11 protein-coding genes are annotated in these 16,238 nt (G+C 67.5%); 7 read left to right on the top strand and 4 right to left on the bottom strand.

What is annotated here, in order from left to right:
- Window positions 1-27: 27 nt before the first annotated feature.
- Window positions 28-483: a DUF2214 family protein gene (locus HEP73_RS00215; RefSeq protein ID WP_185821667.1), complete on the bottom strand. Its 456-nt coding sequence runs from the start codon at window positions 481-483 to the stop codon at window positions 28-30.
- Between the two features lie 10 nt (window positions 484-493).
- The gene (locus HEP73_RS00220) at window positions 494-1,075 is read right to left on the bottom strand and encodes a methyltransferase family protein (protein ID WP_185823230.1); all 582 of its coding nucleotides are present in this window, start codon (window positions 1,073-1,075) and stop codon (window positions 494-496) included.
- A gap of 209 nt (window positions 1,076-1,284) precedes the next feature.
- Here HEP73_RS00220 and HEP73_RS00225 point away from each other — a divergent pair, with 209 nt between their 5' ends.
- The 3 genes from HEP73_RS00225 (at window position 1,285) to fabV (ending at window position 4,554) form a co-directional block, all read left to right on the top strand.
- A complete protein-coding gene (locus tag HEP73_RS00225) occupies window positions 1,285-2,385 on the top strand; it encodes a sensor histidine kinase (RefSeq protein WP_185821668.1) in 1,101 nt (366 codons plus the stop codon).
- Window positions 2,382-3,014 carry a response regulator gene (locus tag HEP73_RS00230; RefSeq protein ID WP_185821669.1) on the top strand — a complete coding sequence of 211 codons (633 nt, stop codon included), beginning with the start codon at window positions 2,382-2,384 and terminating at the stop codon, window positions 3,012-3,014. Before HEP73_RS00225 ends, HEP73_RS00230 begins: the two co-directional genes overlap by 4 nt.
- Window positions 3,015-3,348: 334 nt before the next feature.
- The gene (gene fabV, locus HEP73_RS00235) at window positions 3,349-4,554 is read left to right on the top strand and encodes an enoyl-ACP reductase FabV (RefSeq protein WP_185821670.1); all 1,206 of its coding nucleotides are present in this window, start codon (window positions 3,349-3,351) and stop codon (window positions 4,552-4,554) included.
- Between the two features lie 481 nt (window positions 4,555-5,035).
- On the opposite strand, the gene HEP73_RS00240 is transcribed toward fabV, so the two are convergent.
- Window positions 5,036-6,289, bottom strand: a complete 1,254-nt coding sequence (locus HEP73_RS00240) for an SGNH/GDSL hydrolase family protein (protein WP_185821671.1) — start codon at window positions 6,287-6,289, stop codon at window positions 5,036-5,038.
- Window positions 6,290-6,765: 476 nt separating this feature from the next.
- Entirely contained in the window at window positions 6,766-7,788 is a 1,023-nt protein-coding gene (locus HEP73_RS00245; RefSeq protein WP_185821672.1) for a sugar kinase, read from the bottom strand.
- 299 nt (window positions 7,789-8,087) lie between these two features.
- On the opposite strand from HEP73_RS00245, the gene HEP73_RS00250 reads away from it, so the two are divergent.
- The 4 genes from HEP73_RS00250 (at window position 8,088) to HEP73_RS00260 (ending at window position 16,235) form a co-directional block, all read left to right on the top strand.
- The gene (locus HEP73_RS00250; RefSeq protein WP_185821673.1) at window positions 8,088-10,859 is read left to right on the top strand and encodes a TonB-dependent receptor; all 2,772 of its coding nucleotides are present in this window, start codon (window positions 8,088-8,090) and stop codon (window positions 10,857-10,859) included.
- A gap of 315 nt (window positions 10,860-11,174) precedes the next feature.
- Window positions 11,175-14,987: a LamG-like jellyroll fold domain-containing protein gene (locus HEP73_RS00255; protein WP_185821674.1), complete on the top strand. Its 3,813-nt coding sequence runs from the start codon at window positions 11,175-11,177 to the stop codon at window positions 14,985-14,987.
- Window positions 14,988-15,235: 248 nt separating this feature from the next.
- Window positions 15,236-15,454 carry a hypothetical protein gene (locus HEP73_RS22510; protein WP_255423612.1) on the top strand — a complete coding sequence of 73 codons (219 nt, stop codon included), beginning with the start codon at window positions 15,236-15,238 and terminating at the stop codon, window positions 15,452-15,454.
- A 193-nt stretch (window positions 15,455-15,647) separates the two neighbouring features.
- Entirely contained in the window at window positions 15,648-16,235 is a 588-nt protein-coding gene (locus HEP73_RS00260) for a hypothetical protein (RefSeq protein ID WP_185821675.1), read from the top strand.
- The last annotated feature ends 3 nt before the right edge of the window (window positions 16,236-16,238 follow it).

Raw genomic sequence — 16,238 nt, forward strand, 5'->3', positions numbered from 1 at the left:
GTTTGCCTCAAAATTTGGTCATACCAATCACGGCATGCCATAGCGCGCCATCGTCGCGGCCAGCACGAACAGCAGTGCCAGCAGGGTCAGTTCGGCGCTGACGATGCGGTGCAACGCGGCCACCTGCGCCAGCGGCGGCACGAACCCCGGCTGCAGGCGGGCCTGGCGGCGCCAGCGCAGCAGGCGCCGCGTCGGCAACAGCGACAGCAGCCCGACCGCCGCGAACACCCCCAGCTTGGCCCAGAACCAGGGGTTGTGCAGGTAGTAGTCCGGGCCCTTGAGGCCGTAGCGCACGCGCAGGCCGCCGACGACCAGGATCAGAAACGCCGCCACCCCGTACGCGGCGTCCGCGCGCAGCAGCCGCGGCAGTCGCAGCGCGTACGGCGGCTCGCGCAGCAGCGTCCACTCGACCACCAGCGCGGCGGTCAGCAACAGGAACGCGAGGTGGTGGAGGACGGCGAGGGTCAGGTCGAGCGCGCGCATCGCCCGTCCCTCACCAGACGAACGGCAACAACCGCCAGCTGTGCGCGGCGTAGTCGGGGTACTCGTGCGGGAACGCCTGAGTCAGCGCCGCTTCCTCCACGCGGATGCGGCGCAGGAACGCCCAGGTCACCGGCAGCACGATCGCCAGCAGCGACAGCACGTTGCCCAGGCCGATCGCCAGCCCGTAGAACGCCAGCAGCGCGCCGGTGTACGAAGGATGCCGCAGGTAGCGGTATGGCCCATGGCGGATCAGCCGGTGGTCGTCCTGGATGGTCACGTCCACCGTGAACCAGCGCGCCAGCACCCGGATCGCCCACAGCCGCAGCGCCAGGCCGCCGGCCAGCAGCGCGCAGCCCAGCCAGCGTGCCGGTTCCTGCAGCGCCGGCGCATAGCGCCACACGCCGACGAAGGCCAGCAGCACGCCCACCGCCACCGCCGCGTACAGCACGCGCCACAGCAGCTGCAGCGTGCCCTGGTCGCGCGCGCCGCCATCGGCCGCGCGGCGGCGGTAGCTGAGCAGCATCTCGTAGACGCCCCAGCACACGCCCAGCACGGTGAACCACAGATCGGGATGTCGCAGGGTCAGGTGCATCGTCGTTTCCTCGTAGGGAGCAGTGTCGGTGTACGCCATCGCGCTGCAGGCTTGGTGAACATGCCGCCGCGGCATGAATGGCATGGCGTCAGTGTGGTCGCCATGCCGTGGCGGCACAGTGGCCGCTGGTCATCGATCCGACCTGCCGGAAGTCACTTTCTGCGCCGGCCCCATTGCCGGCGCCGCGCTGCGCGGTCAGCATCCGCGGCATGCACCGCGTCCTGCACGATCTGATCGACCCCAAGCGCCTGGCCGGCCTGGCCACCGTAGCCACCGTGCTGTGGTCGTTTCAGCTGCAGCACCAGGCACCGGCCGCCTTGCGTTGGCCGGCGGCCGGCCTGTTCGTGCTGCTGTTGCTTGGCTACCGCTACCTGCCCGCGCCGCGTCTGCGCGATGCCGCGCTGTGGCTGCAAGCCGCCGCGGCGCTGGTCCTGGTGTGGCTGGAACCGGGCGTCGGCACCGCGCCGGTGCTGCTGGTGGTGGTGGTGACGCAGGTGGCCTTGCTGTGGGAGCCGCGCTGGGTGCTGATGCTGGCGCTCCTGGTCAACCTGGGCACGTTCCTGTTGCTGTGCACGGCCGGTTTCAAGCGCGCGTTGCTGACCACCCTGATCTACGCCGGCTTCCACGCCTTCGCCGGGCTGTCCGCGCACTACGCGCGCACCGCCGAGCGCGCCCGCGAAGCGCTGGCCCGGGTCAATGCCGACCTGCTGGCCACGCGCGCGCTGCTGGCCGACAGCGCGCGCGATGCCGAACGCCTGCGCCTGGCGCGCGAACTGCACGACGTGGCTGGGCACAAACTGACCGCGATGCGGATCAACCTGCGCCTGCTGCTGACCGATCCGGACCTGGCGCGGCGCGAGGAACTCGGCGTGGTCGAGCGCCTGTCCGGCGAGCTGCTGGCCGACATCCGCAATGTGGTGCAGTCGCTGCGCGACGACCGCGGACTGGACCTGGAGACCGCGCTGCGCGCGCTGGCCGCGCCGTTCCCGCGGCCGCAGCTGCGGCTGCAGATCGCGCCGGACGTGCGCATCACCGATCCGCAACTGGCCGAGACCCTGCTGCGGCTGGTGCAGGAAGCGCTGACCAACGCCGCGCGGCATGCCGATGCCGATGAGGTCCATGTACGTCTGCATCACCAGGAGGGGCACTTGCGCGTGGACATCGAGGACGACGGCCGCCGCGCCGAGCGCATCCAGGAAGGCAACGGCATCGCCGGCATGCGCGAGCGCCTGGCCGCGCTGCGCGGCCGGCTCGACCTGGGCCGCACGCCGCTGGGCGGCATGCAACTGACCGCGCGGCTGCCGCTGTGAACGGCTTGCGCATCGCCCTGGCCGACGACCAGATCCTGGTGCGCGCCGGCCTGCGCGCATTGCTGCAGACCCAGGGCATCGTCGTGGCCTGCGAGGCCGACGACGGCGAAGCGCTGCTGGCCGCGCTGGCGGCCACGCCGGTGGACGTGGTGCTCAGCGACATCCGCATGCCCGGCCTGGACGGCATCCAGGCGCTGCAACGGCTGCGCGCGCGCGGCGACGCCACCCCGGTGCTGCTGCTGACCACCTTCGACGATGCCGACCTGCTGCTGCGCGCCACCGACGCCGGCGCGCAGGGCTTCCTGCTCAAGGACGCCGCACCCGAAGACCTGCGCGATGCGATCGTGCGCGTGGCCGCGGGCGAGACCCTGCTGCAGCCGGTCAGCACCGACCCGGTCCGCGCGCGCTACCGCTACCGCGACGAGGACGCGCCGCGCGACACCTTCAACGAACGCGAAGTGGCGATCCTGCGCCTGCTGGCCGGCGGCTACTCGAACAAGGAAATCGCGCGCAGCCTGTTCCTGGCCGAAGGCACGGTGAAGAACTACGTCTCCACGATCCTGGACAAGCTCGGCACCCGCGACCGCACCCGCGCGGTGCTCAAGGCGATCACGCTACGGATCATCTGAGCGGCTGTGGGTGCCGGTCGCGGCTGAAGCCGCTCCTACAGTGGTGGCAGAGGCCGCGGCGTACCCGTGGCAAGAGGCCGCGGCGTGCTCGCTGCACGCAGGTCATCGTGTAGGAGCGGCTTCAGCCGCGACACAGACCAGACGAACGCAGTCAAGCCAGCACATCACGCGACACGCACCGCCAACGCCAGCCAGCCATGCTTCGTCGCACGCCCGCACCAGCATCGCCGGTGCATAACGCCTCCATACCCCGCCGTCTGCAGCCTTCGGCCCTTCTGCATGCGCGCCGCAGACATTAAGATGCCGCGGGGCATCTTGCCGAGAGGACACCACGTTGATCATCCACCCGAAAGTTCGCGGTTTCATCTGCACCACCACGCATCCGCTCGGCTGCGAGCGCAACGTGCTCGAACAGATCGAGGCCACGCGTGCGCGCGGCGTGCGCAGCGATGGGCCAAAGAAAGTGCTGGTGATCGGCGCCTCCAGCGGCTACGGCCTGGCCTCGCGCATCACCGCCGCATTCGGCTTCGGCGCCGACACGCTGGGCGTGTTCTTCGAAAAGCCGGGCAGTGACAAGAAGGCCGGCACCGCCGGCTGGTACAACTCGGCCGCGTTCGACAAATTCGCCAAGGCGCAGGGCCTGTACAGCAAGTCGATCAACGGCGACGCGTTCTCCGACGAAGCGCGCGCACAGGTGATCGAACTGATCAAGACCGAGATGGGCGGCCAGGTCGACCTGGTGGTGTATTCGCTGGCCTCGCCGGTGCGCAAGCTGCCCGGCACCGGCGAAGTGAAGCGCTCGGCGCTCAAGCCGATCGGCCAGACCTACACCGCCACCGCGATCGACACCAACAAGGACGCGATCATCGAGGCTTCGATCGAGCCGGCCACCGAGCAGGAGATCGAAGACACCATCACCGTGATGGGCGGCCAGGACTGGGAACTGTGGATCGACGCGCTGGCCGCCGCCGGCGTGCTCGCGCCGGGCGCGCGCAGCGTCGCCTTCAGCTACATCGGCACCGAGATCACCTGGCCGATTTACTGGCACGGCGCGCTGGGCAAAGCCAAGGTGGACCTGGACCAGACCGCGCAGCGCCTGCACGCGCGCCTGCAGCAAAGCGGCGGCAGCGCCAACGTGGCGGTGCTCAAGTCGGTGGTGACCCAGGCCAGCGCGGCGATCCCGGTAATGCCGCTGTACATCTCCATGGTCTACAAGATCATGAAAGAGAAGGGCCTGCACGAAGGCACCATCGACCAGCTCGACCGCCTGTTCCGCGAGCGCATGTACCGCGCAGACGGCCAGGCCCCGGCCACCGACGAGCAGAACCGTTTGCGCCTGGACGACTGGGAACTGCGCGACGACGTGCAGGACGCCTGCAAGGCGCTGTGGCCGCAGGTCACCACCGAGAACCTGTTCCAGCTCACCGACTACGCCGGCTACAAGCACGAATTCCTCAAGCTGTTCGGCTTCGAGCGCAAGGACGTGGATTACGACGCCGACGTGAATCCGGACGTGAAGTTCGATTGCATCGAGCTGTAGGAACGGCCGGGATTCGGGATTGGGAATTCGGGATTGGAAGAGCCGGGATTCGGTATTGGAGAAGCGGCCGGCAGCGATGCCGGCCGTTTTGCGTTGGGTGTCTGTCGCGGCTAAAGCCGCTCCTACAGAAGCACGCATCTCCCCTGTAGGAGCGGCTTCAGCCGCGACCGGAACGAGGAAACGCCAGCGTCGAATCGGATTGGAGATGTGGCCGGCACCTAAGGCCGCCTTTCGTTGGGGTGCCTGTCGCGGCTGAAGCCGCTCCTACAGAAGCGCGCATCTCTCCTGTAGGAGCGGCTTCAGCCGCGACCGGAACGAGGAAACGCCAGCGTCGAATCGGATTGGAGATGCGGCCGGCGCCCGAGGCCGCCTTTCGTTGAGGTGCCTGTCGCGGCTGAAGCCGCTCCTACACAAGCGTGCATCTCCCCTGTAGAGCGGTGCCAGCCGCCACGGCCGGCATCGATCTTCGGCCACCGCGCGCTCAGCGGAAAAGAGCGATGTCGATCGCGTCCGCCATGGCGGCGTAGCCGGCATCGTTGGGATGCAGCCGGTCGCGCGAGGCGAAGCGGGCTTGAAGCTGGAGCGGATGCTCGGCATCGCGCAGGACCGTATCGAAATCGATCACTGCATCGAATGCGCCGCTGTTGCGTATCCATGCGTTGACCGCCTGCCGCGTCGCCTCTTTCTGCGGCGAGTAGAAGCCCGGGACTGTATTGCCGGCAAAGGGCGTCAGGGTCGCGCCGATCGCCTTGATCCCATGGTCGTGCGCGCGCGCGATCAATTGCCGGTAGGCCGCGATGACTTGCTCCGCGGTCCTGACCTCCGCCGGCGGCGCAAAGTAGCGCGATCCGATCTTGACCCCTGGTGCGGCGATATCGTTGATCCCTTCCAGGAGCACGAGATGCGTCACGCCCGGCAGCGACAGGACATCCCGGTCGAAGCGGGCCAAGCCGCTCGCGCCGTACCCCTCATGCGACAACTGGTTGCCCGCGATTCCGGCATTCACCACGGACAAACCGGGATCGGCGGCCGCCACGCGCCGCGCGAATTGCGCCGGCCAGCTGCGGTCCGCGTCGGTGGTGGATCCCGCACCGTCGGTGATCGAATCCCCGAATGCCACCAGCAACCGCTGCGAGCGCACCTGCGGCACCAATACCGCGGTGAGCGCGATGGACGAGGTGGATGTCGCGGCCGGCGCGATACTCGGCTCTCGCGTGTGGTCGCCGGGCGCGCTCACCACGGCGCGCTTCAGCGCCAGGGAGTGCAGCGTGCTGGATGCGACCCGCTCCGGAAAGAACAGGCTGATGCTGACCTGCGCGCCCGGCGCGACCGCCAGTTCGACCGGATCGCTGAGCATGGGGGCGCCCGCGGGAACGCTGACGGAGGAATTCCCGCCGAAGGTGAGCGGCCGCAGCGAATCTGGTTGCACGGTCGAAGCATCCGTCGCCACGGCGATGGATGCCGCACCGATCGTCAACGGCGATGAACCGAATTCGTTGGATAACCGGACCCGCAACCGGGCACCACCGACGGACATGCGAACCCGCTGCCGCACCGTCTGCCCGTCGAGGTTCGCCAGCGGCTCGTCCGCATCGGCTTCCCCGACCTGAGGACTGGTGGCCCAGCTGGCGATCCATCCCGGCTGCGCCGACGCCGCCTGTGCGTAGGAAGGGCGGGGGCATGCGCCGCCCAGCAGTGCAGCGACGAGGGCGGCGGCGATCGAGATGCGGCTCATGGGCGCACGACGGCCTGACGGGAAGCGTCCATTGAGGTCTCGGAAATGGCGGGAAGGGCCTGCAGTCTAGCGAGAACCGCCGGCCCCCCGGCGCGGCGCGGGAAACCAAGGCGGCCGCTGCGCCGGGCATTGCAGGACGGGCCGCGGCAATCCGCACATGGAAACCGCCCGGTACCTGAAGCGTGTCGCAGCTCGCGGCTGAAGCCGCTTCTGCAAAGGCGGGGATTTGGGATTGGGGATTTGGGATTCGTGTTGGCGTCGATGCCGCGTTTCCCATGGGCGCCTCGGCATCGCGACCGTCTCATTTTCCTGTCGCGGCTGAAGCCGCTCCTACAAAAACCGCGCGCGCTGCCCTGTAGGAGCGGCTTCAGCCGCGACAGGAAAAACGAACCGCCAACAACGCTGCACCACGCACAAAAAACCACCGCAACCAACGCTCTACGAATCCCCAATCCCAACTCCCCAATCCCAGCCCCTCACCGCTTCACATCGAACCGCGACGTCCCCACGCAGGCCTGCACGTCGGCCTCGCCCAGCGGATGGAAATCGCCCGGCACCGAGTGCTTCAGGCAGCCGGCGGCCAGGCCGAAGCGGATCGTGGCAGTGTCGTCCCAGCCCTGGCTCAGGCCGTGCAGCACGCCCGCGGCGAACGCGTCGCCGCCGCCGATGCGGTCGACGATGCCGGTCAGCTCCTCGCTCGGCGCCTGCGCCACGCTGCCGTCGCGGCGCAGCAGCATCGCGCCCAGGCTGTGGTGGTCCACGCTGTGCGCCACGCGCTGGGTGCAGGCCATCGCCTGCAGCTGCGGGAACGCGGCGAAGGCGTCGCGCGCGCCGGCCTCTACCCGCGCCTGCGCGCTGTCCTGCGGATACTGGTGGCCCAGCACCACGCCCAGGTCGCGGTAGTCGGCGAACAGCACGTCGGCCTGCGCCAGCAGCTGGTGCAGGATGCCCGGCGCGTCGCCGTTCCAGGCCTCCCACAGCTTGGGCCGGTAGTTGCCGTCGAACGACACGCGCACGCCGAGTGCGCGCGCGCTGCGCGCCGCCGCCAGCGCCGCGGCCGCGCCGCGTTCGCCCAGCGCCGGAGTCACCCCGGACAGGTGCAGCCACTGCGCACCCTGCAGCAGCGCCGGCCAGTCGTAGGCATCCGCCTCGGCCAGCGCGAACGCCGAGCCGGCGCGGTCGTAGGTGACCTCGCTGGGGCGGTGCCCGGCGCCGGTGGTCAGGAAGTACAGGCCCATGCGCCCGGGCACGAAGCGCACGCCGCGGGTGTCCACGCCGTGCCGGCGCAGTTCGCCGGCGGCCGCCTCGCCCAGCGGGTTGTCCGGCAGCACGCTGACCATCGCCACGTCGTGGCCGAAATGCGCCAGCGACACGCCGACGTTGGCCTCGGCGCCGCCGACATGCACGTCCAGCCGCGGCGACTGCAGCAGGCGTTCGTGGCCGGGGGCGCCCAGGCGCAGCAACAGTTCGCCGAAGCAGACGATGCGGGATGCGGTCATGGCGGGGAAGATCCTGATCGGTCGAAGAGGGCGCCCAGCATGCCGGGAACGGCGGCCCCGGCCAAGTCCATTGGCTATCGGTGTCATTTTTTGCGGCGTCCAATATTCCGCCGTCGCAGCGGCCGCGCCACGCCAGGCAAGGCTTTGTGTCGAAAGCCTGCAAATCCGCTGGATTTTCTGTTGCGCTGCAAGATGCCGCAATGTTTCGCAACTGTTAACGTCGGTTTTGACCAGCGGTGTCATCCGCGGCAACAGCCCGAAATATCACGCAGTTCATGTAACCCTTGGGAGGGGAGGACATGCAATCTCGTACCGAACGCCGGAAGACACCGGTTACCTTGCTCGCATTCTCGATCGGTCTGGCTCTGCAGGCCGGCGTGGTCCACGCCCAGGACGTTCCTGCGCAGGATCCTGCGCCCGCCGCCGGCTCTACCGAACCGGCCACCCAGCTCGACACGGTCACCGTCACCGGCTACCGCGCCAGCGTGGAGAAGGCGCTGGACCTCAAGCGCGGCGAGACCGGCATGGTCGACGCCATCGTGGCCGAGGACATCGCCGACTTCCCCGACCTCAACCTGGCCGAATCGCTGCAGCGCATCCCCGGCGTGGTCATCACCCGCGACGCCGGCGAAGGCCGCAGCATCTCGGTGCGCGGCCTGGGCCCGGACTTCACCCGCGTGCGGGTCAACGGCATGGAAGCGCTGACCACGGTCGGCGGCTCCGACCAGTCCGGCGGCTCCAACCGCAGCCGCGGCTTCGACTTCAACGTGTTCGCCTCGGACCTGTTCACCCAGCTGGTGGTGCGCAAGACCGCCTCGGCCGACGTCGAGGAAGGCTCGCTCGGCGCTACCGTGGACCTGAAGACCGCGCGCCCGTTCGACTACGACGGCTTCACCCTGGCCCTCAACGGCCAGGCCGGCTACAACGACATGGCCGACAAGGCAGACCCGCGCGTGGCCGGGCTGATCGCCAACACCTGGGCCGACGGCACCTTCGGCGCATTGCTGTCGGTGGCTTACTCGGAGCGGCAGATCCTGGAAGAAGGCAGCAACAGCGGGCGCTGGGCCAACGGTCCGAGCAACGGCAACTTCAGCGCCACCTCGCCGTTCGCCGCCGCGCGCGGCGCCAACGTGTTCCACCCGCGCTTCCCGCGTTACACGCTGATGGAGCACGAGCAAAAGCGCACCGGCGTGACCGGCTCGCTGCAGTGGAAGCCGAGCAAGGACACCCAGTTCTCGCTGGACGGCCTGTACTCCAAGATCGACGCCAAGCGCACCGAGAAGTACATCGAGGCGATCTCCTTCAGCCGTGGCGCCTCGCAGGGCGGCAAGCCGCAGACCATCGTCAAGGATGGCTACATCGATCCGAAGACCGGCGCGCTGCTGTACGGGCAGTTCGACGACGTGGACATCCGCTCCGAGCAGCGCTACGACGAGTGGAACACCGTCTTCAAGCAGCTCACCCTCAACGGCGAGCACAAGTTCAGCGACTCGTTCAAGATCGACGGCCAGATCGGTACCTCCAGCTCCAAGCACGAGAACCCGATCCAGACCACGATCATCATGGACAAGCTCAACGTCGATGGGTACTCATACGACTACCGCGGCAACAGCCGTTCGCCGGTCTTCAACTACGGCGTCGATCCCACCGACGGCAGCGGCTGGACCCTGGCGGAAATCCGCCTGCGTCCGCAGTACGTCGAGAACACCTTCGACACCGGCAGCCTGAACTTCGAGTGGACCCTGAGCCCGGGCTTCAGCCTGCGCGGCGGCGTGCTGGCCAAGGACTACTCGTTCAAGACCAAGGAACTGCGCCGCGCCTCGGAAGTGTCGGTCCCGGCCTTCGCCGGCGGTACCCGCATCGTGCCGGTCAACATGACCGAGCTGGCGACCCTCGGCGGCGTCAGCGGCAGCCCGGGCAGCTGGGTGGTGCCCGACCTCAACGCGGTGGGCAATGCGCTGGACATCTACAGCGGCACCGGCACCTTCGCCCTGGCCGAGCGCGCGGTGAACTCGCGCAGCGTCGAAGAGAAGGACCGCGGCGCCTGGTTGATGGGCCAGTTCGGCTTCGACATCGGCTCGATACCGGTCAACGGCAACCTCGGCGTGCGTTACGTCAAGACCAAGCAGGAATCCACCGGCTATGCCACGGTCGGTACCGGCGTGGTGCAGACCACGGTCAACCGCGAGTACAACGACACGCTGCCGTCGTTGAACCTGGTCGCCGAACTCTCGCCGGACTTCCTGGTGCGCTTCGGCGCGGCCAAGGTGATGTCGCGTCCGGGTCTGGGCAGCCTGACCCCGGGCGTCACCGTCAATGTGTCCGGCGGCGCGCGTACCGTCAGCGGCGGCAATCCGGATCTGGAACCGATCCGCGCCAAGACCGCCGACCTCGGCTTCGAGTGGTACTTCCAGGACGGCGCGATGCTGGGCGCGGCGGTGTTCTACAAGGACATCGAGAGCTTCGTGCAGACCACCCGCGTGACCCAGCCGTACTCGGCCAGCGGCCTGCCGGCCAGCCTGCTCGACGGCACCGGTGCCAGCGTCAACGACGACTTCGTGTTCAGCGTGCCGCTCAACACCCCCGGCGGCGACCTGAAGGGCGTCGAGCTCAACTACACCCAGCCCTTCGCGTTCCTGCCGGGCAAGTGGAGCAACCTCGGCGTGCAGTTGAACTACACCTACGTCGATTCGAAGATCCAGTACCTGACGGCGACCGGTGCGGCCTCGCTGGAAACCGACCTGACCGGCCTGTCGAAGAACTCGTACAACGGCACCCTGTTCTACCAGGGCGAACAGCTCAGCGCGCGGGTGTCCTACACCCACCGCGACGAGTACCTGACCCAGGTGCCGGCCACTGAAACCGGCTTCGACGTGCACGGCATGACCGCGGTCAACACGGTGGACGCCTCGATCAGCTGGAAGATCGACGAGCACCTGGAGCTGAGCCTGGAAGGCATCAACCTGACCAACGAACCGTCCGACGAATGGGTCGGCTCCACCTCGCAGCTGCCGTTGCAGTACAGCGAGACTGGCCGCCAGTACCTGCTGGGCGTGCGCTACAAGTTCTGAAGTCTGCGCCCGCCGGTGTCGCGCCCCGTGCGCGGCACCGGCAGCGCGCCGCTGCCTGCATACTCGCCGGATCGGGGGTAGGGAGGATCGCCATGCGGCGGCACGCGCGCACGGCGATCGCAAAGGAGCGACATGAAAGAGGCAATCCGCCGCAGCGCCACGCGTGCTGCCGCAACGATGTTCCCCTGTAGGAGCGGCTTCAGCCGCGACAGGCACCCACCATCCCGCGACATCGCGCCGCACGCGCGCTGCTCCGCACGGACAGGTCAAACATCCCCCACCACCGGCAATCGCATCCTGGCCCACTGCCTGGCCATGCTGTCCTGCCTGGCACTCCCGGCCTTCGCCGCCCCCGCACCCGCCACCACCGCACCCGAACTCCTGTTCCGCGTCTCCGCCGACCAAGGCTTCGACGCCGACATCGCCCAGGGCGACGCCAAACCCAACTTCCGCGACAAGGTCGCCCTGGTCCCCACCGGCGTGAAAGGCAACGCCATCGAATGGGCCGACGACGGCGTCCTCGCCTGGAACGCGCCCGGCAACCTCTACACCCAACGTGGCACGCTGTCCTTCTTCTGGCGTTCGCGCTATCCGGTCGGCGAAGCGCCGTTCGTGATCTTCCGCGTCGGCTACGCCGACCACAGCAGCTGGGACATGGCCTGGCTGCGCATCGACTGGAACGGCCACGGCTTCGACGCCTTCGTCACCGACGCCAACCTGGCGCGCACCCGCGTGTCGTTCAAGCTCGACAAGAACCCATCCGCCAGCGCCTGGACCCACCTCGCCTTCGCCTGGGACGAAACCCGCGGCGTGCGCCTGTACGTAGACGGCAAGGAAGCCGCGCGCGCCGACTGCGCGCAGGCCTGCGCCGACGGCGGTTCGCTCGACTTCGACGCCGCGCTCGACCAGCTCGGCCTGGCCGGGCGGGTGATGGCCCCGCACCAGGTGCAGAGCCGCTACAACTTCCTGCGCGGCAGCGACTTCGACGAGATCCGCGTCTACGACCGCATGCTCGACGCCACCGGCGCCGCAGCCCTGGCGCGGCAGCAGGAACCGCGCAGCGCCGAACCGCCGCGCGCCGACGCCGCGCGCAACGCCTGGCTGCATCGTTTCGGCTGGGACCACGGCCACGCCCCACCCGTGCTGGATGCACCGTCCACCCGTATCCGCAAGGTCGAATTCGCCGACGCCAAAGACCTCAAGCAGTGGATGTGGAAGGCCACCGACGGCATCGCCGAGACCACCTGGCCCGGCGTCTACAACCGCTCGCGCCTGCCCGGCCGCAACGACTACTTCCAACTGCCGGACTGGAACGTCTACGTCGAAGGCGGCAAGGCGCTGGACCTCACGCTGCCCGACGAACCGTTCAACCGCATCGAACTGCGCGGCGCCGCCTACGGCCAGGCTAGCTACGCCGCCGCCGGCGCAACGCCCGCGCCGCTGTTCCAGCGCAGCCAGGGCACCGTGCGCAGCGTCGACCAGTTCGAACGTCGCCGCGGCGGCCATCTGCGCTTCGCCAACACCGCGCAGGAAACCCCGATCCAGGAAATCTGGGCCTACGACGTCGGCGCCGGCGCACCGCCGTCCGACCCCAGCGCCACCCTCAGCTACACCGTGCGCAGCGACATCGCACCGGACTACGCCAACCTCGCCACATTGCGCAACTACATCGCCGGCCGCTACCCGCCGGCCGAACGCAGCACCGTGGTCGCGCTGCCGAGCAAGGCGCCCACGCGCAAGCGCAGCGACGAAAAATCCGCCGTGCCGCCGCTGCCGATCGTGCACGTCCTGATCCCCTCCAGCCTCGGCGACGCCCCGCCGGACCAACCGCTGATGCGCAGCTGGTCCTACGGCTGGGAAAACATGCATGACGGCCTGGACGGCATCGCCATCGACCTGCCGGCGCTGGACCTGCCGGCCACCCACGACGGCCTGATCCCGCTCAACCTCCGCATCAAGGACCCGATCTGGCCGGCGCGCGACATGCTCGACGTCTCGGTGTCGGTCAAGCCCGGCCAGGCGCGCACGCTGTGGCTGGACCTGCGCGACCGCATCCTCACCAACGACAGCCTGATGCTCAGCATCGCCTCCGCCGCGCCCGGCTTCGACGCGCGCGCGCTGGACGGCGCGCAACTGCGCCTGCTGTTCAAGCCGCGCGACCAGGCCAAGGCCGAACACATCGCCGACCGCTTCAACCAGGTCAAGGACAACTGGGGCTTCCTGGTCGAGGAACACACCACCTCCAAGCGCCAGCTGCTGTACGCGCGCCTGGATGCGGACATCACCGACCTGCTGCGCGTGGACCCGGACAACGCGCTCGGCCGCGAATACTGGAACGACATCAGCTACGGCAACCAGGGCGCGCTGCCGGTGGACCTGCCCACCCCGCCCAAGGGCGTGCCGGCCTGGGCGTTCTGGCAACTGGAAGACCTCAAGGCCACGCGCCGCTACATCAACTGGTGGATCGACGAGCGGCAAGTGGCCTACGGCGATTTCGGCGGCGGCATCTCCGACGATTCCGACCTCACCCAGCAATGGCCCGGCGTCGCCCTGATGGGCGTGGACCCGGACAAGCTCAACGCCTCGCTGACCGCGCTGTCCGACGCCAACTACCGCAACGGCATGTTCACCGACGGCCTGTCCACCATCGAGACCGACGAACTGCATTCCTACGAGGAAGGCATCAACATCAACAGCGCCATGCTCTACCTCAACTGGGGCGACCCGCTGACGGTGGAACGCCTGATGCGCACGGTGAAGGCGTTCGACACCATCATCCAGGTCAACCCGCAAGGCCACCTGCTGTTCGCCAGCAACTGGTTCGGCGGGCGCAAGGTCTACCGCGAGCCGAACTGGCAGTGGCAGAAACCCTACTCGTTCCCGGTGCTGCACCCGGCCATGCTGCTCGGCGGCTACAACGCCGACCCCAACAGCCGCCGCATCGTCACCGGCCTGGCCGACGGCTACCTCGCCCACGCCTATACCAACGCCAAGGGCCAATGGGCGCTGCCCAACGAGATCAACTGGACCACCGGCAAGACCCGCGGCGGCGAACTGTTCGAAGGCAGCGGCGGCGCCGACACCCTGCACACCTTCTGGGCCGCCTACCGTTGGACCGGCGAGGCGCGCTACCTCAAGCCCATCGACTACCGCGTCGCCAACGCCGGCCCGGCGGGCCTGTCGCTGCTCAACGAGAACGTCCTCGACCTGCTCGGCAAGCGCGACAGCTGGGGCGCCGACCTGGCCAAGGACGCCGCCAAACCGGATGCCGTCCCCGACTTCGCCCACCATGCCGCCTGGGAAGCCAGCGGCGACACCGCCTGGCTCGAAGCCCTGTACCGCGCCGAGACCCGCGACAAACTGCAGAGCTTCTACATGAACACCGAAGGCCACTGGTGGAGCGACCGCGTCGAATCGCCCACCGTGAACCTGCAGCGCGCCCGCCTGGGCGGCGTGGCCCTCAAGCGCAACCAGACCTACCCCGGCCATACCGTCAGCTGGCGCTTCGCCGACCCCGAAGGCGCCGTGCAGGTCGCCCTGCTGCTGCCCAAGCCGCGCCAGGACCGCTTCACCGTCATCGGCTACAACACCGGCGGCAAGCTGCAGCGGGCGCAGATGACGGGGTGGAACGTCGCCGCCGGGCAATGGCGCATGCGCTCGGGCCTCGATCGCGATGGCGACGGGCAAATCGACGGCAAGCCCGCCACGCGCGAATTCGCGTTCGAGAAGAGCGGGGCGGTGGACGTGGAATTCCCGGCCGGCAAGACGGTGGTGATGGAGTTCGAACTCATTGCGCCTGCCGCGGTGCCGGTGGAGCAACGGCCGGATCTGGGGATTGGGCGTGGCGATGTGCGGGTGAGTGCGGATGCCATCGAAGTGACTGTGCATAGCCTTGGCCATGCGGATGCGCCGGCGGGGTTCGTGGTGTTGGAAGACGCGCGTGGCCGGGAATTGGCGCGGGCGGCGTTTGCTGCGTTGGAGGCACCGCGGGATTTGGAGCCGAGGACTGCGAACGTGCGGTTGGCGGTGCCGGGGGGCGTCAGTACCAAGGGTGGCCGTTTGCGGGTCGTCAGCGAGGATGAGGTGGACGAGGTGACGCAGCGCAATAACGCGATGGAGTTGCCCTGATCCAGCAGGGAATAAGCCAGCAGCACCACCTTCGATAGCGGGAGACGTCGTCGCACGGAAGCGACTTCGGGACAGAGCTTACATTTGTCTCCACGCGCCGCATCGCGTCGTGCTACAACAGAATCGTCTATCTGGGAGAAGGGACTCCCATCTGACCCTATTGAACGGCTGCGCGAGCTTGCGGTGTGCGGCGCACTCCTCAGTACGTGTCAGGAAAGCTAGAACTCGACATTTCTCAGGGGGAATCGATGTTCACCAAAGTTTCGATCATTACGGCGCTGGCTGGGTTAGCCATGTGCCTGGCCGCTGCATCTGTAGACGCCCGAGTCCGTGCGTCCGGTGCACATCACACTTCTAGTCATGGCGGTCACTACTCGTCGGGCCACGGCTCCTCGCACAAGGGCGGTAGTTACCGTAGTCCAAGCACCAACAATCAATACCGGCGGCATAAGTCTTGGTTTTTATAATTTACGAAATTGGTGACACGAACAGATACTTGGTGGAGCAAATGCGTCTGTTTGTTCTCTAACCGTGCCCAACATCTTAGAAAATGTACTGACCCTGGTTCTCTGAAAGTGATGAAGCGGATGAGATCTAATAATTCATTCAGGCCGAGGCCGCTTCGCGGCGCGGATTGCCTAAGGCGTTAGGCCGCTGAACATGGGAATTGAATCCGTCGCCAATAAGGTCCACTGGAACTACTTCCTCGCCCTTGAGCGCGATCTCGAGACGGCTGCGCGCTACGTAGAGTTCGCAGAAGCGAATATGACCACTTACTCCATTGAGTTCGCGCACCTGCTATTCGCGGCCGCGTCGGAAGCGGATGTAGTCGCGAAGCTGCTTTGCAAGTGTGTCGCAGTTGACATGCCTCGTGGAAATATTGACCAATACCGCGCTGCGCTTGCGCAGAACTTGCCGGAAATCATCTCTACAAAAGTGCTAGTGCCGCGCTATGGGCTAACCCTTAGCCCTTGGTCGAACTGGGCCAATGAAAAGAACCCAGATTGGTGGCGGAGCTACAACAATGTTAAGCACGAGCGCGACAGCCACTACGCGGAAGCGACTCTCAAGAATGCGCTGAACTCACTAGCCGGTCTTATGGTTCTCGTTCTCCATCAATACAGCAGCACGCCACTAGCACCCGGTGTGAAATTGGATCGACGCGAGACGACCCGATACTTGTTGCCGGAGTCTACTCTGCTCCGCTTTCCCGAGAGTTACTACTACGATGTCCTCATTTGTGGCTAAGCA

Origin of the sequence: Xanthomonas sp. GW (assembly GCF_014236815.1) — a bacterium.
In the GTDB taxonomy this organism is placed as follows: Bacteria; Pseudomonadota; Gammaproteobacteria; order Xanthomonadales; family Xanthomonadaceae; genus Xanthomonas_A.